22 protein-coding genes are annotated in these 21985 nt (G+C 68.9%); 11 read left to right on the top strand and 11 right to left on the bottom strand.

Annotation, left to right across the window (positions count from 1 at the left end; all coding sequences use genetic code 11):
* Positions 1-88: 88 nt before the first annotated feature.
* Positions 89-913 carry a 3-keto-5-aminohexanoate cleavage protein gene (locus AB0B82_RS17910; RefSeq protein ID WP_360169029.1) on the top strand — a complete coding sequence of 275 codons (825 nt, stop codon included), beginning with the start codon at positions 89-91 and terminating at the stop codon, positions 911-913.
* On the opposite strand, the gene AB0B82_RS17905 is transcribed toward AB0B82_RS17910, so the two are convergent.
* Together AB0B82_RS17905 and AB0B82_RS17900 are read right to left on the bottom strand one after the other, a co-directional pair.
* Positions 856-1305 carry a hypothetical protein gene (locus AB0B82_RS17905; protein ID WP_360169026.1) on the bottom strand — a complete coding sequence of 150 codons (450 nt, stop codon included), beginning with the start codon at positions 1303-1305 and terminating at the stop codon, positions 856-858. The two genes, AB0B82_RS17910 and AB0B82_RS17905, sit on opposite strands and share 58 nt — an antisense overlap.
* Positions 1302-2441 (bottom strand): molybdopterin-dependent oxidoreductase, encoded by a 1140-nt coding sequence (locus AB0B82_RS17900; protein ID WP_360169023.1) that lies wholly within the window; start codon positions 2439-2441, stop codon positions 1302-1304. The genes AB0B82_RS17905 and AB0B82_RS17900 overlap by 4 nt, the downstream gene beginning before the upstream one ends.
* A 193-nt stretch (positions 2442-2634) precedes the next feature.
* Between AB0B82_RS17900 and AB0B82_RS17895 the strand changes: the two genes are divergently transcribed.
* Complete coding sequence (locus AB0B82_RS17895) at positions 2635-3192, top strand: hypothetical protein (protein WP_360169020.1); 558 nt, start codon at positions 2635-2637, stop codon at positions 3190-3192.
* A complete protein-coding gene (locus tag AB0B82_RS17890; RefSeq protein ID WP_360169017.1) occupies positions 3192-4769 on the top strand; it encodes a hypothetical protein in 1578 nt (525 codons plus the stop codon). The genes AB0B82_RS17895 and AB0B82_RS17890 overlap by 1 nt, the downstream gene beginning before the upstream one ends.
* Before the next feature lie 110 nt (positions 4770-4879).
* Here AB0B82_RS17890 and AB0B82_RS17885 read toward each other — a convergent pair whose 3' ends face one another.
* Positions 4880-5242: a DsrE family protein gene (locus AB0B82_RS17885; RefSeq protein ID WP_360169014.1), complete on the bottom strand. Its 363-nt coding sequence runs from the start codon at positions 5240-5242 to the stop codon at positions 4880-4882.
* A gap of 166 nt (positions 5243-5408) precedes the next feature.
* On the opposite strand from AB0B82_RS17885, the gene AB0B82_RS17880 reads away from it, so the two are divergent.
* Positions 5409-5903 carry an FABP family protein gene (locus AB0B82_RS17880; RefSeq protein WP_360169011.1) on the top strand — a complete coding sequence of 165 codons (495 nt, stop codon included), beginning with the start codon at positions 5409-5411 and terminating at the stop codon, positions 5901-5903.
* A gap of 3 nt (positions 5904-5906) precedes the next feature.
* On the opposite strand, the gene AB0B82_RS17875 is transcribed toward AB0B82_RS17880, so the two are convergent.
* Both AB0B82_RS17875 and AB0B82_RS17870 read right to left on the bottom strand, forming a co-directional pair.
* Positions 5907-6584, bottom strand: coding sequence for a response regulator (locus AB0B82_RS17875; protein ID WP_360169009.1), 678 nt, complete (start codon positions 6582-6584; stop codon positions 5907-5909).
* Positions 6577-7833, bottom strand: coding sequence for an ATP-binding protein (locus AB0B82_RS17870; RefSeq protein ID WP_360169006.1), 1257 nt, complete (start codon positions 7831-7833; stop codon positions 6577-6579). The genes AB0B82_RS17875 and AB0B82_RS17870 overlap by 8 nt, the downstream gene beginning before the upstream one ends.
* A 147-nt stretch (positions 7834-7980) precedes the next feature.
* Here AB0B82_RS17870 and AB0B82_RS17865 point away from each other — a divergent pair, with 147 nt between their 5' ends.
* Positions 7981-9375 (top strand): cation:dicarboxylase symporter family transporter, encoded by a 1395-nt coding sequence (locus tag AB0B82_RS17865; protein ID WP_360169003.1) that lies wholly within the window; start codon positions 7981-7983, stop codon positions 9373-9375.
* Between the two features lie 63 nt (positions 9376-9438).
* Here the strand turns inward: AB0B82_RS17865 and AB0B82_RS17860 are convergent, their stop codons facing one another.
* The gene (locus tag AB0B82_RS17860; RefSeq protein WP_360169000.1) at positions 9439-10260 is read right to left on the bottom strand and encodes an LLM class flavin-dependent oxidoreductase; all 822 of its coding nucleotides are present in this window, start codon (positions 10258-10260) and stop codon (positions 9439-9441) included.
* Positions 10261-10371: 111 nt separating this feature from the next.
* Here AB0B82_RS17860 and AB0B82_RS17855 point away from each other — a divergent pair, with 111 nt between their 5' ends.
* Both AB0B82_RS17855 and AB0B82_RS17850 read left to right on the top strand, forming a co-directional pair.
* Positions 10372-11364, top strand: a complete 993-nt coding sequence (locus tag AB0B82_RS17855) for a glycine cleavage T C-terminal barrel domain-containing protein (protein WP_360168997.1) — start codon at positions 10372-10374, stop codon at positions 11362-11364.
* A gap of 46 nt (positions 11365-11410) precedes the next feature.
* Positions 11411-12418 (top strand): asparaginase, encoded by a 1008-nt coding sequence (locus tag AB0B82_RS17850; RefSeq protein WP_360168994.1) that lies wholly within the window; start codon positions 11411-11413, stop codon positions 12416-12418.
* Between the two features lie 113 nt (positions 12419-12531).
* Here AB0B82_RS17850 and AB0B82_RS17845 read toward each other — a convergent pair whose 3' ends face one another.
* Positions 12532-13167, bottom strand: coding sequence for a helix-turn-helix domain-containing protein (locus tag AB0B82_RS17845; RefSeq protein ID WP_360168991.1), 636 nt, complete (start codon positions 13165-13167; stop codon positions 12532-12534).
* 277 nt (positions 13168-13444) lie between these two features.
* Between AB0B82_RS17845 and typA the strand changes: the two genes are divergently transcribed.
* The 3 genes from typA (at position 13445) to AB0B82_RS17830 (ending at position 17738) form a co-directional block, all read left to right on the top strand.
* The gene (typA, locus tag AB0B82_RS17840; RefSeq protein WP_360168988.1) at positions 13445-15310 is read left to right on the top strand and encodes a translational GTPase TypA; all 1866 of its coding nucleotides are present in this window, start codon (positions 13445-13447) and stop codon (positions 15308-15310) included.
* Between the two features lie 10 nt (positions 15311-15320).
* Positions 15321-16976 carry a glutamate--tRNA ligase family protein gene (locus AB0B82_RS17835; protein WP_360168985.1) on the top strand — a complete coding sequence of 552 codons (1656 nt, stop codon included), beginning with the start codon at positions 15321-15323 and terminating at the stop codon, positions 16974-16976.
* Positions 16977-17147: 171 nt separating this feature from the next.
* Positions 17148-17738, top strand: a complete 591-nt coding sequence (locus AB0B82_RS17830; protein ID WP_360168982.1) for a L,D-transpeptidase — start codon at positions 17148-17150, stop codon at positions 17736-17738.
* A 28-nt stretch (positions 17739-17766) separates the two neighbouring features.
* Here the strand turns inward: AB0B82_RS17830 and AB0B82_RS17825 are convergent, their stop codons facing one another.
* Entirely contained in the window at positions 17767-18270 is a 504-nt protein-coding gene (locus AB0B82_RS17825; protein ID WP_360168979.1) for a macro domain-containing protein, read from the bottom strand.
* A 92-nt stretch (positions 18271-18362) separates the two neighbouring features.
* On the opposite strand from AB0B82_RS17825, the gene AB0B82_RS17820 reads away from it, so the two are divergent.
* Positions 18363-19154 (top strand): L,D-transpeptidase family protein, encoded by a 792-nt coding sequence (locus tag AB0B82_RS17820; RefSeq protein WP_360168976.1) that lies wholly within the window; start codon positions 18363-18365, stop codon positions 19152-19154.
* 1009 nt (positions 19155-20163) lie between these two features.
* Here AB0B82_RS17820 and AB0B82_RS17815 read toward each other — a convergent pair.
* The 3 genes from AB0B82_RS17815 to AB0B82_RS17805 all read right to left on the bottom strand — a co-directional run bounded on the left by AB0B82_RS17815 (position 20164) and on the right by AB0B82_RS17805 (position 21604).
* Entirely contained in the window at positions 20164-20508 is a 345-nt protein-coding gene (locus AB0B82_RS17815) for a DUF2516 family protein (protein ID WP_360168973.1), read from the bottom strand.
* Between the two features lie 102 nt (positions 20509-20610).
* Positions 20611-21153 carry a hypothetical protein gene (locus AB0B82_RS17810; protein ID WP_360168970.1) on the bottom strand — a complete coding sequence of 181 codons (543 nt, stop codon included), beginning with the start codon at positions 21151-21153 and terminating at the stop codon, positions 20611-20613.
* Positions 21154-21184: 31 nt separating this feature from the next.
* A complete protein-coding gene (locus tag AB0B82_RS17805; protein WP_360168967.1) occupies positions 21185-21604 on the bottom strand; it encodes a helix-turn-helix transcriptional regulator in 420 nt (139 codons plus the stop codon).
* Between the last annotated feature and the right edge of the window lie 381 nt (positions 21605-21985).

Raw genomic sequence — 21985 nt, 5'->3', positions numbered from 1 at the left:
GCTATCCTCTCGCGCGGGAGATCGTCCGGTGATCGGACCCTTTCACCGGCAAATATCCTTTCACCGTGCGATCTGGCAGGATTTGTCCATGGCGTCGACTCTGATCACTGTTGCTCCCACCGGTGCCGAGACCGCGAAGGCGGACTGTCCGGCGTTGCCGACCACGCTCGCCGAGCTGGTCGAGACCGCCAGGCGCTGCGAGGCCGCGGGAGCGGCGATGATCCACATCCACATCCGCGACGGCGAGCACAAGCCGACGCTGGACCTCGGCCGGCTGACCGACACGGTCGCCGCGATCCGGGAGAACACCGCGCTGGTCGTCCAGCTGTCGACCGGCGGCGCGGTCACCGATCCGTACGAGGACCGCCTGCGCGTCCTGGACGCCGCGCCCGACTCCTGTTCGCTCACGATGGGCACGGTCAACTTCGGTGACGACGTGTTCATGAACCCGTGGCCGTTCGTGACGCAGCTCTTCCAGCTCACCCAGGAGCGCGAGATCGTGCCCGAGTTCGAGCTGTTCGACCTCGGTCACGTCGCGGCGCTGCACCGGCTGCTGGACAAGTACGGTCTGCCGTACGGCGGCCGCGTGCACTGCGACCTGGTGATGGGGGTGCCCGGCGGAATGCCCGGTACGGCGGACGCACTCGTGGCAGCGGTGAACGCGCTGCCCGACGCGGTCACGTCCTGGTCCGCCACCGGCATCGGCCGTACGTCGTTGGCGGTCGCGCTGGCCGCGCTGTCAAAGGGCGGCCACCTCCGCGTCGGTATGGAAGACACGCTGACGCTGGCGAAGGGGCAGCCGGTGACGCACAACGCCGAGCTCGTCGAGCGCGCCGCCACGCTGACGACCCTGGCTCAGCGGCCGCCGATGTCTCCCGACGAGGCGCGCGACCTGTTGAACGTGAAGCGCTGAACCACCAGGGCGATCACACCGCCGACGATGATCGTTGCTTCCAGCAATAACCAGTCGCGGAGGTAGTCGCGGGGCAGGATCGTCGGGTTGACTCCCTTGCCCTGACGCAGCAGCAGCGGTACGGCGATCAGGCTGGTGATCCCGACGTACACCAAGGTCGTCCGGACCACACCGACCGTGCGGTGCCGACCGGGGCCCGTCGCCCAGCGGGTGACGAGCCACCCGGCGACGACCGTCAGCGGTACGAGCACGAAGTCGTCGGCGACAACGGCTCCGGCGAGCCAGATCGGCAGCCGGATCAGGGCGGGGATGGCGACCGTTTGGACGAGCTTCCAGACGCCCCAGAGTCCCGCCAGCACGCCGAGGGCGGCGAGTCCGACGCGCAGCTTCATGCGACAACCTCCAGCCGGTGAACCCACTTGGTCTGCAGTACGCCGGGACGGTTCGGCGCGATGATCCGCGCGGGGAAGCCATGGTCGAGTGCGAGCTCGGACCCGTTGAGGCGGAGCGCGAGCAGCGTCAGGGGATCGGCGGCGAACTCCTCGGGCAGCTCGCTCGTCCCGTAGAAGCCGCCTTTCTCCATCGAGACCACGCGGACCCTGGAATGCGGTGCGGCGCCGACGGCCTGGAGCAGGTCGCGGATCCGGATCCCTTCCCAGCGCGCTCCTTGGCTCCAGCCTTCGACGCAGGCGATCGGCAGGTCGGAGCGGTGCTGCGGGAGGGCGTTCAGTTGGTCGAGGGTGAAGGACAGTTGCTTCGGGCCCGCGATCGTGAAGCGCCAGGTCGCGTCGATCCCGCTCACTCCGGCCGCTTCCGCCGTACGGTTCACCGGCAGTCCTTGCGGGCCGATGCCGGGTTTGCGTGGCGCGAGGACGGCGATCGCGCCCAGCGGCGATGCGGACTGGCCGACCGTGGTGAGGCCGACGAGCGTGGCGGCGCCAGCAACGGTACGGAACAAGCCGCGGCGGGTCAGGCCGGTGGTGTTGGCCGGGAGCGATTCCGGTGTGGGTTCCGGCGTACGGCGCCAGTTCGCGCGGATGAGCGGCAACTTGACGGCGAGGTGGACGGCGAGCGCGCCGACGATGATCCAGGCGAGCGCGTAGTGCGTCTGCCGGAACGGGAACGGCCACGGGTACCACTGCAAGGTGTTGACGAACCCGATGAGGAGTTCGAGGGCCATAGCGGACACCAGGACGAGGATCGAGAGCCGCTCGAGCGTCGGGCCGATCGCCTTCGGGTTCAGCTTCGCGAAGAGCTTCGGGTAGACCGTCCACACCTTCGCGAGCAGCAGCGGTACGGCGACGATGCCGCTGAGGACGTGGAGACCTTGGGTCACGCGGTACAGGTGCGCCGGGCGGCTGGGGATCGGCAGCCAGCTCGGGGTGTCCTGCAGGAAATGGCTGTAAAGACCGGTCAGGAAGCAGATCACGACGGCCGTGCCGAGCCAGCGGCCGATGACTGTCGCCACCCGCGGGTGGTGCAACGGGGACTGGAACGACTTCTCCGTCGGCAGTACCGGAAGCTTCATGTTTCCACTACAACGCACGCCAGGCGGTGTGGACGGCGTACTTCGCTTACTGCTCGCGAACGGCGTACCGCGGCTTACTGTTCGCGAACGGTCCGCGCCGGGACCAGTTATCCACAGGTCTGCGTTCGGGCGGCCGGCAGTGGTACCGATCGGGGCATACTCTGAGCAAACTTGACGAAGGGAGTGTGGCGGCGTGAAGACGCAGGAGCTGCCGTCCGACGACGACGAGCGGGCGATGGCGGATCTGGCCGAGGTCGTCGACTGGCGATCGGTCTGGGGCCCGCCGTCCACCGGCATGGACGCGATCCGTGCCCTGGTGCACCGCGTCTCGACCGCTACGGGCTGGCGTCCGTGGGCCCCGGGCAGTATCGATCCCGATCGGTACACCTGGGGTCTGGTGACCCAGCGCGAGACGGTGATGCTCGTGCTGCCCGACGCTGTTCTCCCGGAGAGCCCACGCAGCGGCTGGTCCGCGTACGAGATCGGTCCGTCCGAGCTGACCGCGGCCGAGGAAGGCCTCGACGCGCACTGGCCGGATCAACTGGCGCTGGCCCGGCAGTACTGGGGCGCGCCGGTGTTCGTCGGTCCGGGTGACGACCTGCGCATCCCGCCTGAATGGCGCGGCCGCCGCCGGCACCTCGCGGTCTGGCTCCGGCCGGGAGCCGAATTCCATCTGTACGCGTCTCAGCCCGGGCCGGGCGAAACAGCAGCCGGCTTCGGGTACTCCGTCTATGCCAATGAGGTGGCGTGATGACGACGACCGGCGACGAACACACTGACGATGTCGTCCGCTCGCTGACCGCTGGTTTCCAGCGCGTGCTGCGGCAGGTGCGTGCCCTGCATCGAGCGCTGGCCGACCGGCAGCTCCGGCGGATCCTTGTCGAGCAAGGCCGCAACGCGAACCGCTGGGGACCGGACCGAACGACCACCGTTCCCGACGGCGCCGCTCGGACCTGGGCCATCGAGGAGGCAGCGCGCCTGGCCCGGCAGAACGAGGAACTCGCCGAGCAGAACCGCCAGGCCGAGGAGCGCAACCGGCAACTCGAAGAGCGCAACCGCGACCTTCGGGACCAGACCCGGGACGCGGACCTCGCGAACGACCGGGATCGGGACGGTCGCGACGACCGCGTACAGAACCGGACCGATCTGGATCGCGACGGCCGGGACGACTCGACCGAGCGCCGTGACGAGATCGACCAGCAGAACGACGACGCCAACGACCGTGACGGCGACGGTGTGGACGACGCGGTGCAGCGGCGCGAGGAAGATCGCGAGCGGCAGGACGAGGAGCGGCGCCGGCGCGAGGACGAGGACCGTCAGCGGGACCAGCGCGACGGCGTCGACCCGCTGGCAGCGGGCGCGGCGGCCGGTGGTGCGGCGGCCGTAGCTGACGAGCTCGACGACGAACTGGACCAGCAGCGCGCCGAGGGCCAGCAGGAAGGCGAGCGCGACGCCGACGGCCGCGACGAGCCGACCGTCGACACCGAGGACCCGCAGGTCGACACGGATATGGACCGCGAGGTCGACACCGCACCCGCCGTCGACGACCCGACCGCCGAAACCACCGCGGAACAGGACAGCCAGCAGCAGGACTCCGCGCTGGACGCCGAACCGGGCCAGGACGCCGAGGTCCGAGCGCAGCACGAAGGTCCGCAGGCGGACCCGCAGTCGGTGGACTCGCCGCAGGTGGACTCGCCTCAGGTCGACGGGCAGCAGGTGGACGGGCAGCAGGTGGACGCGGCTGAGGTTGAGGCTCCGCAGACCGATGTTCAGCAGGCCCAGCAGCCGCAGGCCCAGCAGGTGCAGGCCCAGCAGGTGCAGGCTCCGCAGGGGCAGGAGGTTCAGGCGCAGGAGGTTCAGGCTCAGGAGCAGGGTGCTGGTCAGGCTCCGCAGGGGAACGGGCCGAACACGCAGCAGCTCGCCGACGCCTCACAAACCGCGGTCAACGAGACCACCGGCCAGGGCCAGGAAAGCCAGGGGCAAGACGGCCAGGGGCAAGACGGCCAGGACGGTGCCAGGCCGAGCACCCAAACGCAGGGCCGGACGAGCGAAGCGCAAGCCACCCAGTGGCGTCCCCCGGAGGAGCCGGCGATCGCCGAGGCCCGCGCCGGCCAGCAGCCCGTCCAGGCGGGCCCCGGCCGTGACCTCCCGCCGAAGGAGCGCGAGGTGCTGGACAAAACCCAAGCCGGGCAGGCCCCCGCCGCCGGCGCAACCAGCCGCGAAGGCGCCGTGGCCACCAGCGAACGCCCCGGCACGCCCGCCGCCCAACGCACTCAAGACCGCAACCGCAACGAACGGGGCCCCCAAGACACCGGCCGCGAGCGCTGACCCAGGAGGACAGGTGCCGAACGTTGGAGGGATTTACCCGGATTATGGGGTGAAACCCTCCTACGTCCGGCGCAAAACCTCCTACGTCGGGCGCGAACTCCCTGGTGCGGCTAGTAGACGATCGCCTGGGTGTTGTCGGTGAGGATTTCTTCGGTGAAGGCGGGGGCGCCGGCTACTCGGGTGTTCGGGAGCAGGTCGGCCTCGGTGAGGTTGCGGCGTTTGGCGCACTGGGTGCAGACGGTGAGCTGACCGCCTTCCAGGACTGCCGCGAGCAGGTCTGCGAGCGGCGCGGCATGGGGGAGGTCGAAGGTCTCGGCGCGGCCGGGGACGGCGAACCAGACGGCTTCGCCGGTAAGCCACAAGGAGACGGTCGCTCCGGACGCGACGGCGGTGGCGGCGACGGTGAAGGCCTGGTTGGCGCGTTCGGGTTCCTCGGCGCCTGCGGTCAGCTTGATCACGAGCGTGCGGGACATCACGCCACCGTAGCCGAACGCCGCCGTACGCATCCTCTAGACTGGCGGACGTGCTGCATGTCGTCTTCACCACGCTGCTGGTCCTGGTCTGTGTGTTCATGGGCTGGTTCTCGGCATTCGTCGTCTACCGGCTGTACCGCGGCCGTAGTGCGAACTGAGCGATCGCATGCCGTTCGAGATCCCGCAGAACCTGCACCCTGACCTGGTGCCACTGGCGTGGCTGCTCGGTCGCTGGGAGGGGCGCGGGCACGGTGACTATCCGACGATCGAGAAGTTCGAGTTCGGACAGCAGATCGACTTCACGCACAACGGCAAGCCGTATCTGCACTATGTGAGTCAGACGTTCGTGGTCGGCGAGGACGGCACCAAGGAGCGTCCGCTCGCCGTCGAGACCGGGTTCTGGCGGCCGCAGCCGGACAACAAGGTCGAGGTGATCCTCGCGCACCCGACCGGCATCTCCGAGATCTGGTACGGCGACATCGACGGCGCGAAGATCGAGCTCCGCACCGATGTGGTGGCGCGGACCGTGACCGCGAAGGAAGTCACCGCCGGCCACCGGCTGTACGGGCTGGTCAACGGCGAGCTGCTGTGGGCGTACGACATGGCCGCCGAAGGCCAGGCGCTCCAGCCGCACCTCTGGGCCACCCTCGTCCGCGCCTGACCCTCAGCTCTCCGCCACCCAGGAGTACTCGACCTTCGGCCGCCCGCTGCGTCCGTCGTACCGCTGCGTCCGCAACGCCTGCCCCTGATCGGCGAGGTGTTCGAGGTACCGCCGCGCCGTGATCCGCGAGGTTCCGAGCGACGATGCCACCTCCTCCGCCGTCCATCCCTCACGGTCCGCGAGCAACTGAACCACCCGATCCAGCACTGATCCGGACAGCCCCTTGGGCACCGACGACATGGTTGCCGGATGCAACAGTCGGTCGACTTCGTCCTGATCCGCGACCACCTCACCGAGCATCGCCGCCCGCCGCTGTCGCGCGTACGCCGTCAGTCGATCGCGCAATGTTTCAAAGGCAAACGGCTTCAACACGTACTGCACGACGCCGATCCGCGCCGCCGCCTGTACCGCCGCGACCTCACGCGCCGACGTCACCGCGACCACGTCGGTTTGGTTGCCCAAGGCCCGCATTCGCCGGACCACGTCCAGTCCGTGACCGTCCGGCAGGTTCATGTCGAGCAGGACGACGTCGATCGTGCCCCGGGTCAGCACCTGCAGCGCGCGTCCCGCCGTACCGGCGATGCCGATGCAGGTGAAGCCGGGTAGCCGTTCGACGTAGGTGCGGTGGGCCTCGGCAGCGACGGGATCGTCTTCGACGACGAGGACGCGCAGGTCAGGCACTCGCGCCCACCGCCCGCGGCAACCGCACTCGTACGGTCAGCGCCGGTACGTCGTCCAGCTCGGAGTCCGGATCCACCATGAGAGAACCCTGCCACCGCTCGACCGTGCTGCGCACCAGCACGAGCCCCAGCCCGTGACCCGGCTCGGCCTTCGTGGTCCAGCCGCGCTCGAACATGCGGGCCAGCTCCATCGATCCCAGCTCCGCTCCCGTGTTCGTCACCACCAGGTCCACGGCGTCGACGGTGGTCGCGGCGCGGAGCTCGACCTTGCGTGGCGCCGGGCCGCCGCGCGCGGCCTCGATCGCGTTGTCGAGCAGGTTTCCGACCACGGTCACCACGTCCTGCGCCGGCAGCCGAGTGCTCAGCGCCTCGTGGCCGAGGTCGAGCGAGAGGACGACGCCGCGCTCCTGCGCTTGCGCCAGCTTCGCCAGCAACAGCGAGGCGAGTACCGGATCACCGACCGTGCCGACCACCCGGTCCGTCATCGCCTGGGCGAACTGCAACTCCGACACCGCGAACTCCCGCGCCTTTTCCGGTCTTCCGATCTCGATCAGGCTGACGACGGTGTGCAGCCGGTTCGACGCCTCATGATTCTGTGCCTGCAGCGATTCCGCCAGACTCCGTACGGCGTCGAGCTCACCGAGCAGCGCCTGCAACTGCGTGTGGTCCCGCAGCGTGACGATCCGTCCGCGGCCGGACGGTTGCTGGTTCACGACCACGACACCGCGCGCGCCGAGGTGCAACTCGTCGTACGCCGTCCGCCCGGTCGCGAGCAGCTCGGCCAGCGAGGTGTTCAGCGGGAGCTCCTCGAGCGGAGTGCCGGGGTCGACGGAGCGCAGGCCGAGCAGCGTCAGCGCCTCGTCGTTCGCGAGCTGGACGCGGCCGTCGATGTCGAGCAGGATCAGGCCCTCGCGGGCGGCATGCAGGACGCCCTCGTAGAAGTCGAGCATCCGCGCCAGCGACTGGGTGCCGACGCCGCGGGTCGCGCGCCGGACCCGCCAGGTGACGAGCGCGTTGCCGGCGATCGCGACCCCGAGCATCAGGCTGGCAATGCCGAGCATCGAGCGCAGATCGAGCCGGATCAGCTCCCACAGGCCCGGCGCCGGGATCCCGCTCGCGGCCTGGTCGCGGAGCGCCTGCGCCCGGGAACGGCTGACCATCACGGTCCAGACCATGGCGATGAGTACGGTGACCGTGACGGTCTGCAACCAGAGAACCTGGCGGCGCAGCTCCCACGGCCGATGTTTCATGGCGAACAGTCTGCCCCGAGTTCGCGCGGCGAACGATATGAACGAAATGCCCGCTTCGCTTGTGCGTCACGTCACAGTTACTCACCAAGCCCCGCAACAGGCTGAGCAGTCCCCTCCGCCACAGGCCGATACAGGGAGTCCCACCACATGTCGAGCCAAACCGAACCCCGCCCGACCCCGGTCCGCAACGACCGCACCCATTTCCTCTACATCGCCGTCATCGTCGCCGCCCTGCTCGGCATCGGTGTCGGGCTGCTGTTCCCCAACTTCGCGGTCGAGCTGAAACCGCTCGGCACCGGCTTCGTGAACCTGATCAAGATGCTGATCAGCCCGATCATCTTCTGCACGCTGGTGATCGGCATCGGCTCGGTCCGGCAGGCCGCCAGCGTCGGCAAGGTCGGCGGTCTCGCGCTCGTCTACTTCCTGGTGATGTCGACGGTCGCGCTCGCCATCGGTCTCGTGGTCGGCAACCTGGTCCAGCCGGGCTCCGGGCTGAACCTGACCGACAAGCTGCGCGAGGCCGGCCAGAAGCAGGCCGCCGGCGCGCACGAGACGACGACCGACTTCATCCTCGGCATCATCCCGAAGTCACTGCTGTCCTCGCTGACCGAGGGCGAGGTACTGCAGACCGTACTGGTCGCGCTGCTCGTCGGATTCGCGCTGCAGGCGATGGGCTCGAAGGGGCAGCCGATCCTGACCGGGATCGGGCACATCCAGCGGCTGGTCTTCAAGATCCTGTCGATGATCATGTGGACGGCGCCGATCGGTGCCTTCGGTGCGCTCGCGGCGGTGGTCGGTGCGGCCGGGTCGACCGCGCTGGTCAGCCTGCTGAAGATCATGCTGGCCTTCTACGTCACCTGCCTGCTGTTCGTGATCGTCGTCCTCGGCACGATCCTGCGGGCGGTCGCCGGGGTCTCGATCTTCCAGCTGCTGCGGTACCTCGGCCGCGAGTTCCTGCTGATCGTGTCCAGCTCGTCGTCGGAGACCGCCCTGCCCCGGCTGATCGGGAAGATGGAACATCTCGGCGTCGACAAGTCCGTGGTCGGTATCACCGTCCCGACCGGGTACTCGTTCAACCTCGACGGTACGGCGATCTACCTGACGATGGCGTCGTTGTTCATCGCGGAGGCGATGGACACGCCGTTCTCGATCGGGCAGCAGATCTCGCTGCTGTTGTTCATGATCGTCGCCTCGAAGGGCGCCGCCGGTGTCACCGGTGCCGGTCTCGCGACGCTGGCCGGCGGCCTGCAGTCGCACCGCCCGGAGCTGGTGGACGGCGTCGGCCTGATCGTCGGCATCGACCGGTTCATGTCCGAGGCGCGGGCGCTGACGAACTTCGCCGGCAACGCGGTCGCGACCGTGCTGGTCGGCCACTGGGTCGGCGAGTTCGACAAGGAGCAGGCCCGTCAGGTGTTCGCCGGCGAGGACCCGTTCGACGAGGTCGCGTTCGCGGCCGGTGACACCCACGGCGGCGACGCCCCGGCCGCGATCCCAGCCGCAGCCGGTGCCGGTGCCGGCGCTGGTCGCGCCAACGATTCCTGAGCTACCTGTCCCACCCCTCCCAGCCCTGCCCGCCGGACCTCAGACCCGGCGGGCAGCGCTGTGTCATTTGCCGTTCAGCAGCTCGACGACCGGCGCGAGGTCGTCGAGGTACGTCGAGTTCACGCTGATGTACGACGTGTGCAGCTCGTCACGCCGCCGCTGCAGCTCGTCGGCCATCTGCTGCGGCGTACCGCGCAGCATCATCAACGAGTCGCTCTGCTCCAGAACCTCGGGCTCGACGCCGGCCGCGCGCCTGGTCCACGGCGGCAGCTCGCGCGTCCCGGCGGCGAACAGGTTCAGTGCCAGCTCGATGTCGTCGGCCCGAGTCCCGGCCAGCTCACGGAGTTCGCGGACCAGCCGGGCGACCTCTGCGCGCGGGGTCATCGCGTCCTTGGCCAGCGACACGATGTCGGCACGCGCGGCGGCGAGGGCGAGTGCCCGCGGTCCGCCGGCCGCGAGCATGATCGGCGTACGGCGCTCGCCGTCGAGTTCCTGCAGATGGTCCAGGGTTCGGCGGACCTGATCGCGTCGCTCCCTGGCCGATCCCCATGGCAGGCCGATCTCGGCCGTCTGCTGCTCCGCGTCCGGCCGCCCGGTCCCGATGCCGAACTCGAACCGGCCGTCGGTCAGCACGGTCAGCGTGTGCGCCTCCCACGCGGTCGCCCGCGGCGTCCGTAGTGGCGCAGCCACGACGAACGTGCCGACCCGGACGTCCGCGACCGCGGCGGCCATCGCCAGCGACGGGAACGGCGACGGCAACTGCAGCCCGTCCGGCATCAGCACGGTCGCATACCCGGCATCCGCCGCGCGGCGAACCGTCTTGATCCACTCGTCACCGGACCGCGGGCTACCCACCACGCCGAACCGGAATCGCCTGTCACTCATCGCTCGCTCCCTTCACCGAAAGTTGATGCCTCCAGCCTCGTCGGAGCGGCGGTTGTCCACATCCCACGGTGGGAGGCGATCGCCGTACGCCACCCGACGTACTCTGGTGACATGTCACGCAAGCGCAGCCCCCTGCTGGACCGGCCCGGCGCGGTCGAGGCCGACGGAATCGACGCCGGCGTCGCGGCGCACTACGGCTCCGATCTGCGCGAGCAACGGGCGCTGATCGCCGGTGCGGCGTTCGTGGACCTGTCGCACCGTGACGTGGTGACCATCACCGGCCCGGACCGGCTCACCTGGCTGCACGCGCTGACCACGCAGTTCTTCGAGGGCCTCAAGCCCGGTACGTCGACGACCGCGCTGCTGCTGTCCCCGACCGGGCACGTCGAGCACGTCATGTACGGCGTGGACGACGGCGAGACGTTCTGGCTGCACACGGAGCCCGGCGCGGCGACCGCGCTGGTGGAGTGGCTGCAGAAGATGGTGTTCATGTCCCGGGTCGAGATCGCGGACGTGACCGACGACTACGCGATCGTCTGGCGCCCGGGCGCGCCCGAAGGAGAACATCTGACGCGCAGCGGCGAGGACTCGCTGGGTGGTCACGAGGTGTTCCTGCCGCGTGCCGAGCTGGCCGGGCTGGAAGGTCCCGCGGCCGGTGTGTGGGCGTACGAGGCGCTCCGGATCGAGAGCGGTGCGCCGCGCTTCGGGCTGGACACCGACGAGCGCGCGATTCCGAACGAGCTCGGCTGGCTCGGCGTCGGCGTCCACCTGAACAAGGGCTGCTACCGCGGCCAGGAAACCGTGGCCCGGATCCACAACCTCGGCCGTCCGCCGCGCCGCCTGGTGCTGCTGCACCTGGACGGTTCGGTCGACCACCTGCCGGCCCACGGGTACGCGGTGAAAGCCGGTGCCAAGCAGGTCGGGTTCATCGGGTCCGCGGCCCGGCATCACGAGCTCGGTCCGATCGCGCTCGCGCTGGTCAAGCGCAACGTCGACCCGGCCGCCGTGCTCGAGATCGTCGCCGAGGATCAGCCCACGGTGACGGCCACGCAGGAGGTCCTGGTCGACCCTGAGGTCGGTCTGCACGTCCGCGCCCGGCTGTGAGGGGAATCATCCCCAACCAGGTGTTTTGCACCTGTACAGTTCAGCCGTGACCGAACCCGTGATCCTGGCCGACGTCGTCCGCAACGGCTTCGTCGAAGGCCGCCACCGCGGCTCCGTCGTGGTGACCGACCCCGACGGCACCGTCGCCTGGTCCGCCGGTGTCGTGGACCAGCCGATGTTCCCGCGCTCGTCCAACAAGCCGATGCAGGCGCTCGGCATGCTCCGCAACGGGCTCCCGCTCGACGGCAAGCTCCTCGCCCTGGCCGGCGCCTCCCACTCCGGCGAACCCTTCCACCTGGACGGCGTCCGCGAGATCCTCGCGCTGGCCGGTCTCGACGCGTCCGCGCTCCGTACCCCGGCGGCGTACCCGCTGGACGGCCCGGACCGGGACGAGTGGATCCGCACCGGCCGTACGCCGGAACGCATCGCGATGAACTGCTCGGGCAAGCACGCCGCGAAGATCCTGACCAGCACGCTGAACGGCTGGCCGATCCACGATCCGGCGACCGAGAGCGACCCGCAGGCGCGCTGGGGCCGCGACGACTACCGCTCGCCGGACCACCCGCTGCAGCAGGCGATCCGGACCGCGATCGAGGACACAGCCGGCGAAAAGGTCTCCTACGTCGCCGTCGACGGCTGCGGCGCGCCGATCTTCGCGCTCAGCCTCGCCGGCTTGGCGCGCTCCTTCGGTCTGTTCGCAGCCGCGGCCCCGGACACGCTCGAGGGGCGGGTCGCCGACGCGTTCCGGCAGTACCCGGAGTACGCCAGCGGGAGTACACGGGACGAAACCGAGCTGATGCGCGGTGTCGACGGCCTGTTCTGCAAGGTCGGCGCCGAGGGCGTGTACGCGGTCGGACTGCCGGACGGGCGGGGGATCGCGGTGAAGATCGAGGACGGTGACGCCGCCAAGCGCGCCCGACTGGTCGCGACCGCTGCCACGCTGCGCCGGATCGGTGTCGACGCACCGGTCGTCGGCCGGCACCTCGACGCCGCCGTGGTGGGTGGGGGCGTCAAGGTGGGTTCGGTTCGGCCCAACCCGGCCGTCTTCGGCTGAGTCGCGGCTCGGTCACTTCGTTGATGTGGACGACGACGTCGACACTGCGGCTCACCCCGTCGCGCGCAGCACTCCGCAACCGCACCCGTCTCTTCCGGTGGAACCCGTCGCGATCACTTGGCCCGCAGCCGGTCGACGGGCGGTGACGGCACCGGCAGCGGCGCCGCGGGCATCGGCAGGCCGTACCCGGCGTACAGCCGACGGCGGATGTCCTCGAGCGGGAACGTCTCGCGGTAGATCGCGAGCTTCACGGTCACGCCCTCCAACGTTGCTCTGAGCAACATCTCTTCGACCGCCGGGTCGGCCGCGCCACGGGCCGCGAAGACGTCCCGGATCGCGTCCTCGACCAGGCACAGGCGGTCGGACTTGGCCTGCTCGACGCGGGCGAACACGTCGTGGGTGCTGGGCTGCATCATCAGCGAGATCGCCAGCCGCTGGATCGGCAGCGTCGTCGCGGCCGCCATCAGGGCGCCGTCGATGATGCCGGCCAGGCGCTCGTCCGGGGTGCCCTGGATCGACAGGATGCCCGCGATGCCGTCCAGCCAGCGGTCCAGGAGCTCGGCGGCGAGCTGTTCCTTGGTCGCGAAGTAGTACGCCAGCAGACCGCGGGAGACGCCGGCGGCGGCGGTGATGTCGGAGATCGAGGCGGACTCGAACCCCTTCGCCGCGAAGACCTCGAGCGCGGCGGCCAGGATCCGCTCCCGGGAGCGGGCTCGCAGCTCCTGGTTCAGGGCGGCCGATCGCGGCAACGAACCTTCCTCTTCCGGTCGAAGCCTGAAGCGCCGGGCAAACCCCCCAACTCGTGTGCCCGACGCCTCGGGCTGACCCCCCGTTGTTTCCAGACCCCTCCCCAGGCGCCGCTTATAGACTGGACGTCCAGTCAACAAAAGTCAAACATGGATCCGGCCGTTTTCCGGCCACGATCGGTCACCGGTAGGATGAGAGGGCTGCGCCCTGTGTCGAGTGGCACGTGAAACCAGCCGTAGCCACCGCCTAACACCCTTCGATGACTTGGAGCGCTCCCTCATGCCTGTCCGTAACGACCTGCGCAACGTCGCGATCGTGGCCCACGTCGACCACGGCAAGACCACCCTCGTCGACGCGATGCTGTGGCAGTCGGGCGCCTTCGGAGCCCACCAGCACGTCGACGAGCGCGCCATGGACTCCGGCGACCTGGAGCGTGAGAAGGGCATCACGATCCTCGCCAAGAACACCGCCGTACGGCACAAGATGGCCAACGGCGAGCAGGTGACCATCAACATCATCGACACCCCCGGCCACGCCGACTTCGGCGGCGAGGTCGAGCGCGGCCTGTCGATGGTGGACGCGATCGTGCTGCTCGTCGACGCCTCGGAGGGCCCGCTGCCGCAGACCCGGTTCGTGCTCCGCAAGGCGCTCGCCCGGAAGATGCCGGTGATCCTTGTGGTCAACAAGGTGGACCGCTCCGACGCCCGGATCGCCGAGGTCGTCGACGAGACGTACGAGCTGTTCCTCGACCTGCTCGACCACGACGCCGACCAGAGTGCGCTGGACTTCCCGGTCGTGTACGCGTCCGCCCGGGCCGGCCGCGCCTCGCTGAACCAGCCGGAGGACGGCGGCCTGCCGGATTCCGACGACCTCGAGCCGCTGTTCGAGACGATCCTCAACAACGTCCCGGCCCCGGAGTACGTCGAGGACGCGCCGCTGCAGGCCCACGTGACCAACCTGGACGCCTCGCCGTTCCTCGGCCGGCTCGCGCTGGTCCGGGTGCACGAGGGCACGCTGAAGAAGGGCGCCCAGGTCGCCTGGTGCAAGCACGACGGCACGATCGAGCGGGTCAAGATCACCGAGCTGCTGGTCACCGAGGCGCTCGAGCGGGTGCCCGGCGACTCGGCCGGGCCGGGTGACATCGTCGCGATCGCGGGAATCCCCGAGATCATGATCGGCGACACCCTCGCCGACCCGGAGAACCCGAAGCCGCTGCCGCTGATCACCGTGGACGAGCCGGCCATCTCGATGACGATCGGCACCAACACGTCCCCGCTGGCCGGCCGCCAGAAGGGGACCAAGGTCACCGCCCGCCTGGTCAAGGACCGGCTCGACAAGGAGCTGGTCGGCAACGTGTCGATCCGGGTTCTGCCGACCGAGCGTCCGGACGCCTGGGAGGTGCAGGGCCGTGGTGAGCTGGCGCTGGCGATCCTGGTCGAGCAGATGCGCCGTGAGGGGTACGAGCTGACCGTTGGCAAGCCGCAGGTGGTCACCCGCGAGATCGACGGCAAGCGCCACGAGCCGGTCGAGCGGCTGACCATCGACTGCCCGGAGGAGTACCTCGGCACGGTCACCCAGCTGCTCGCGGTCCGCAAGGGCCGGATGGAGCAGATGACCAACCACGGCACCGGCTGGGTGCGGATGGAGTTCCTGGTCCCGGCCCGCGGCCTGATCGGTTTCCGGACCGAGTTCCTCACCGACACCCGCGGCACCGGTATCGCGCACCACGTGTTCGAGGGGTACGAGCCGTGGTTCGGCGAGCTGCGCACCCGCCCGAGCGGTTCCCTGGTCGCGGACCGGGCCGGCGCCGCGACGTCGTACGCGATGATCAACCTGCAGGAGCGCGGCACCCTGTTCGTCGAGCCGACGACCGAGGTGTACGAGGGCATGATCGTCGGCGAGAACTCGCGCGCCGACGACATGGACGTGAACATCACCAAGGAAAAGAAGATGACCAACGTCCGGTCGTCCACGGCCGACGAGTTCGAGAAGCTGGTGCCCGCGCGCAAGCTGTCGCTCGAGCAGTCGCTGGAGTTCTGCCGCGAGGACGAGTGCGTCGAGGTCACCCCGGACGCCATCCGGATGCGCAAGGTCGCCCTCACCCAGATCGAGCGGGCGAAGCTCGGTCGCAAGTCGAAGAGCTGATGAAGAGCTGATGATGCTGGATCGTGCCGTGATCGACGGGCTGTTCCCGACCGACCTGCCGGAGCCGCAGTACTGGGAGGACCAGTACCCGCAGCGCGACCTGCCCGAGGGCGCCAAGGTCACCCGGCTGGGTCCGTCGCCGACCGGGTTCATCCACATCGGCGGCATCTACGTCGGGATGATCGACCGCGACATCGCGTCGAACACCGGCGGCGTGTACCTGGTGCGCGTCGAGGACACCGACCAGTCCCGGGAGGTCGAGGGTGCGCTGGAGCAGTTCGCGCGCGCCTTCGAGTATTTCGGCATCAGCTCCGACGAGGACAAGGATCACGGCGCCTACGGTCCGTACCTGCAGTCGCAGCGCGAGCGGATCTACCTCACGTACGTGCGGCACCTGCTCCGCCAGGGCAAGGCGTACCTGTGCTTCGCGACCAAGGACGAGCTGGCCGACATCACCGCCCGCCAGCAGGCCGCGAAGGTCCCGACCGGGTACTACGGCCGCTGGGCGATCTGGCGCGACGCCGATCCGGCCGACGTCGCCGCCAAGCTCGCCGAGGGAGCGCCGTACGTGGTGCGCTTCCGGGCGCCGGAGGACGCCGACGGGCAGCGCACCAGCTTCGTCGACGCGATCCGCGGCCGCCTCGAGCACGAGGCGAACCGGAACGACGCGGTCATCTTGAAGTCCTCGGACCAGTCGCCGCGGCTCCCGACGTACCACTTCGCGCATGCGGTCGACGACCACCTGATGCGGGTGAACCTGGTGATCCGCGGCGACGAGTGGATCTCGTCCGTGCCGCTGCACCAGCAGCTGTTCGCGGCGCTCGAATTCGAGCCGATCACGTACGCACACATCGCGCCGCTGATGAAGCAGATCCCTGGCGGCAAGCGGAAACTGTCCAAGCGCAAGGATCCCGAGGCAGGCGTCGACTTCTACATCAGCGCCGGCTACCCGGCCGAAGCGGTGCTGTACTACCTGCGCGGCCTCGCCAACGGCCGGCTCGCCGAGCTGCCGCTGGCCGAGGCGCTGTCGACGCCGATCGACCTCAGCCAGTGCGGTGTCGCCGGTCCACTGGTCGACCTGGTCAAGCTCGAGGACATCAGCGCCGACCACATCGCGACGTTGAGCGGGCAGCAGATCCTGGACGCCGTACGTGTCTGGGCCGTGGAGTACGACGCCGAGCTGGTACCCGTGCTGGACAACGAGAAGGACCTCGCGCTGCGGGCCCTCGCGGTCGAGCGCGACGGTGTGGAGAACCCGCGCAAGGACCTGCGGAAGTGGTCGGACTTCCGGCCCGCGTACGGCTTCTTCTTCCCGGAGCTGTTCCAGCCGGTCGCGGGGCCGACCGACGAGCGGCTTGCGCCGCTCGGAGTCGCGCCTGAGGTGACCACCGCGTTCGCCGCCGATCTGGTCGCGAGCTACGAGCACCTGGATGATCCGCAGGAGTGGTTCGACCAGATCCGGACCCTGGCCGGCAAGCATCGGTTCGCTCCGAACAACAAGGAGTACAAGAAGGATCCGGACAGCTACGTCGGTTCGATCCGTGAGGCCTCACAGCTCGTCCGGGTCGCGATCACCGGTGCCACCCGCAGCCCTGATCTGCACGCGACCGCGCAGGCACTCGGGGCCGAGGAAGTCCTGCGCCGGCTGCGTGCCCTTTCCTCCTAGAACACGTTCTGGAAACGGTCGCTGACGGAGCGCGCGCGGTCTCGCGCGGGTGTGATACACCAGTCCTCGGTCAGTGGCGGGGGACAGAAAGTTCTGATTCGTTACCAACCGGACGTGAAGTATCGACGTCTGTCTTGTGGAAGCACACTTTGGGGGAAGGACAAGGAAACAATGGGCATTCTGCGTAAGGTCGGCGCCACCCTGACGGCCGCCGTCTTCGTGGGCGTCGGCACGCTGTCGGCGACCACCTCGGCCGAGGCCGCGCCGCAGGGGGCGACGTCGGCGCAGAAGGCGACCGACGCTCCGCAGCCGATCGGGCAGCCGCCGAAGGCCACCCCGGACAAGCCGAAGGCGACGTCGAGCAGCGCGCTGATCGCGAAGTACCGGATCGACCGCCGCTGCGTCACCAAGGGGCGGGTGCTGTGCATCAACAAGAAGACCCGCAAGCTGGTCTACATGGTGAACGGCAAGCCGGTGCAGATCATGGACGTGCGCTTCGGCTCCAGCAAGACCCCGACGCGCAACGGCGTCTTCCGGGTCTACCGCAAGTCGAAGAACCACGTGTCCTCGCTGTACGGCTCGAAGATGCCGTACGCGATGTTCTTCAGCGGCGGCCAGGCGGTGCACTACTCGTCGGACTTCGCGGCCCGCGGGTACAACGGCGCCTCGCACGGCTGCGTGAACGTTCGCGACAAGAAGAAGATCGCCTGGATCTTCGCGCGGGTGAAGGTCAACGACCGCGTGGTCGTCTACAGCAAGTGAGCTGAGGTTTGCGGCGGCGGCCGGGGAGCTACTCCCCGGCCGCTGTTGCGTTGCTGAATGCCTTGAAGAGCCGTGGTTCGATCAGGCAGAACGTGGCTCGCGCGACGCGCGTCGGCGTACGGCGCAACGTCTCGACAGCGATGTCCGCGGCCGATTGGGTGGGCCAGCCGTAGATACCGGCCGACACCGCGGGCAGGGTCATCGTCTTGACGTCGAGCTCGTCGGCGATCCGCAGCGCGTTGCGGTAACAGGACTCCAGCAGGGCGGGATCCCGCTGGCCCGCGGTGTAGTTCGGTCCGACGACGTGGATCACGTACGTCGCCGGTAGCGCGCCGGCCGTCGTCCACACCGCCGTACCGGTCGGAGTGCCGTTCGGATACCGCTCGACGAGCTCCGCGAGGATCTCCGGTCCGCCCGCCCGATGGATCGCGCCGTCGACGCCTCCGCCGCCGCGCAACGCGTGATGCGCCGCGTTGACGATCGCATCCGCGGGTACCGTCGTGATGTCGGCGGTACTCAGGACGATCTCCATCGTGCGATTCCTCCGGTACTCTGAAACGCCAACCGAATTGGCTGTGAGGGCGTCCTACCAGTGTAGGAACGGGGCTGCTGAAGGGGTGTCCGATGCGCGGGCTGATCATTCGCAAGGTGCTGGGCGGGTTGGTGGTCGGAGGCGTGCTTGCGGCACTGCTGAGTACCGGTACCAATGCGACCGCGGCCCCGCAGGACCTGAAGACCGTGCCGTTCGAGGTCACCGGCGAGCTCCCGATCTACCCGAAGGCGCTGTGGAAGAACGGCTCCAGCGGGACCAACGTCCGCAAGGTCGAGGCGCGGCTCGTGCAGCTCAACCTGCTCGAGAAGCGGTACCAGGACGACGAGTTCGGGACGATGACCCGGTCCGCGGTGAAGAAGTTCCAGAAGTCCAAGGGCATTCCGCCGCTCGGGTACGTCGACCAGAACACCTGGGACCAGCTGGTCAAGGTCACCCGTGAGCCGACCCAGACCGAGCTGTACCCGCCGGCGCCGGTGGTGAACGGCAAGAAGCTCGACCCGCGCTGCGCGACCGGCGTGGCGCTGTGCATCGACAAGACCACCCGCAAGCTGCGGTACGTCGTCGACGGCGTCGTGAAGATGCAACTCGACGTACGGTTCGGCGCCGCCAAGACCGCGACCCGTGAAGGCGGCTTCACCGTCGGGTGGAAGAGCCGCAACCACGTCTCGAAGCTGTACGACTCACCGATGCCGTACGCGATGTTCTTCAGCGGCGGCCAGGCCGTGCACTACTCCTCCGACTTCGCCGCCCGCGGCTACAACGGCGCCTCCCACGGCTGCGTGAACGTCCGCGACCTCGCCAAGATCAAGGTCCTCTTCGACCAGATCAAGGTCGGCGACAAAGTCATCGTGTACCGCTCGTAGCACCATCCGCGCTCGCCCGGTACGCCGGTGTGCCGATGCCTGCTCTGGTGGGTGTGAACAGGTTGTGGTGGGTTTGGACGGGAAATTCGGTGTTCAAGCCCCCTGGAAGGGGTGCACACCCGCGCGAACTGCCTCGCCCGCTGCAGCCCGCACACCCCCGCGAACTGCCTCCCCGCTGCAGCCCGGCGCAGGCTCTGGTGGGTGTGAACAGGTTGTGGTGGGTTTGGACGGGAATTCCGTGTTCAAGCCCCCTGGAAAGGGTGCACACCCCCGCGAACTGCCTCCCCGCTGCAGCCCGGCGCCGGCTCTGGTGGGTGTGAACAGGTTGTGGTGGGTTTGGACGGGAATTCCGTGTTCAAGCCCCCCGGAAAGGGTGCACACCCCCGGCGAACTGCCTCGCCCGCTGCAGCCCGCACACGCCCGCGAACTGGCTCGCCCGCTGCAGCCCGGTGCCGGCTCTGGTGGGTGTGTACAGGTTGTGGTGGGTTTGGACGGGAAATACCGTGTTCAAGCCCCCTGGAAAGGGTGCATACCCCCGCGAACTGCCTCGCCCGCTGCAGCCCGCACACGCCCGCGAACTGGCTCGCCCGCTGCAGCCCGGTGCCGGCTCTGGTGGGTGTGAACGGGTTGTGGTGGGTTTGGACAGGAAATTCGGTGTTCAAGCCCCCCGGAAAAGGGTGCACACCCCCGCGAACTGCCCTCACTTCGGCGCCAGGGCGCTGCTCTGTGCGCGGGCGTTGTCCGGTGAGCGGTGCGTGGAGTGCGCGGGTGCACCTGGTGGGCGGTACGTCGGCTCGCGCGAAGACCGCCGTACGACAGGCCGAGCGCGCCGGCTCTGGTGGGTGTGAACAGGTTCTGGTGGGTTTGGACAGGAAATTCCGTGTTCAAGCCCCCTGGAAAGGGTGCACACCCCCGGCTAGCTGACGCTGACAGTGGCTGCCACTGACGTCGACAGTGGCTGACCCGACGGGGCCGGATCGCGCGTGGTGGGTGGGAACTGCGGCGGATGCTACAGCGGGCGGGGACCGCGGCGGCGGCGGATGGCGCCCCAGCCGCCTCGGCCGCGGCCAGTGGCGGCGCGGAGGGCGGGTCGGGCGTCGACGAGGTAGACGGCGGACGCCACGATGCCGATCAGGCCGAAGAAGCTGAGCCAGCCCTGGAAGAACTGACTGAGGGTGAACACGCTCAGGATCAGCACCCACCCGGGCTTGGTGAGCTTGTCGGCGGCGATGAACACCGCGCGCGGTCGGAACAGTGCGTCGACGAGCGCGACCAGCTTGATCGCGAGCAGCACCCACCAGATGACCGACAGCGGATCGCCGAATCCGGGGATCAGGCTCTGGAAGGTGATCATGCTCCGAGCCTAACCGACAGACCGGGCGGCCCACCGCTGTGAAGTCACAGCTGTGGACCGCCCGATCGCAAACTCACACTCACAGTGGGCAAATAACTACGGTCAGTCGCCGACCTTGGTGGCCGCAGACTGGGTCGCCTTGGCGGCGGACTTCGCGGTCTTGCGGGCGCTGGTCGCGGTCGACTTCGCGGCGCGGGTCGCGGACTGCGCGGTCTTCCGGGTGGTGGTCCGGGTGGCCTTGGCCTTGCTCGCCGTGGTCTTGGCGGACGCGACCAGGTCCTCGGTCGCCTTCTGGTGGCGGATCCGCTCGACCAGGTCCTTGCCGCGGCCGGCCAGGTCCTCGTAGGTCTCCTCGGCCTGGCCGAGCACGGCAGTGAAACCGGTCTGCGCGGTCTTCGGCAGCTCGCGCAGCTTGGCCGGGGCGGTGCGGGCATCGGCGACGAGTGCCTCGAGCCGCTTGGTCAGCTCGCTCTGCGCCTTGATCAGCTCGGACTGGGCCTTGGTCAGCTCGTTCTGCAGGGTCTTCTGGTCGAGCTTCGCGATCCGGGCAGTGACGTCCTCGCCGACAGCGCGGAGCTTCTCGACCGCGACGTCGCCGGCACCGGCGATCGCGTAGAACGGGGTTACAGGCGTACGGGTAGCCATCAGGCTTCTCCTCGGGGTGTTGTCAGCAGGTTCAGTCAGCGGTGCCCTCGCGAGCCGGCGGCTCGTCGGGGGTGTTCTCGCGGACGAACGACATGTACACGTCCAGCAGGACGCGTTTCTGCCGCTCGGTCAGCGCGGGGTCGAGCAGGACGGCGTCGACCACACCGGACGCCTGACGGCTACCGGAGCCGTCCGGGTCGTCGTCCGGATCGAGGATGCCGGCCCGCACGTACAGAGTCTCCGCGGAGATCCGCAACGCCTTCGCGAGCTGCTGCAGCACTTCGGCCGACGGTTTCCGCAGGCCGCGCTCGATCTGGCTGAGGTACGGGTTCGACACACCGGCCAAGTCGGACAACTGCCGCAGCGACAACTGCGCCTGCCGCCGCTGCTCGGCGAGGTACTCCCCGAGGGAGCCCACCGCCCCAGCCGCCCGATCACTCAACTTGGCCATGCATCCAGTGTGCTAGCAACGTGCTTGCAATTGCAAGCACCCCTGCGGTGACCCCGGTCACCCACCCGCATCGCCCCCGCGTCACGGCGCCTGCGCTTGCCCCCACAACCGGAAGGTTGGCTATTCAAGTGGAGGGTTGCCCAGTGGAATTTTCGGTAGGCAACCCTCCAGTTGAGGGGGTGCCTTCTCATCTGGGGGGTTGGGCCGGGCGTGTGGGGGTTGCCTATTCAAGTGGAGGGTTGCCCAGCGGAATTTTCGATGGGCAACCCTCCAGTTGAAGGCGCGCGGGCCCTGACCCTGGTTCTTGGACACGCTGAATCCAGCCATGTGCTGGGGAAGCGAGATGATCAGGACCATGGCCCGCAAGAACTACTCCGAGGA

The organism is Kribbella sp. NPDC048915, from assembly GCF_040649595.1.
Lineage (GTDB): Bacteria > Actinomycetota > Actinomycetes > Propionibacteriales > Kribbellaceae > Kribbella.
This window is presented reverse-complemented; position numbering and strand designations above follow the sequence as displayed.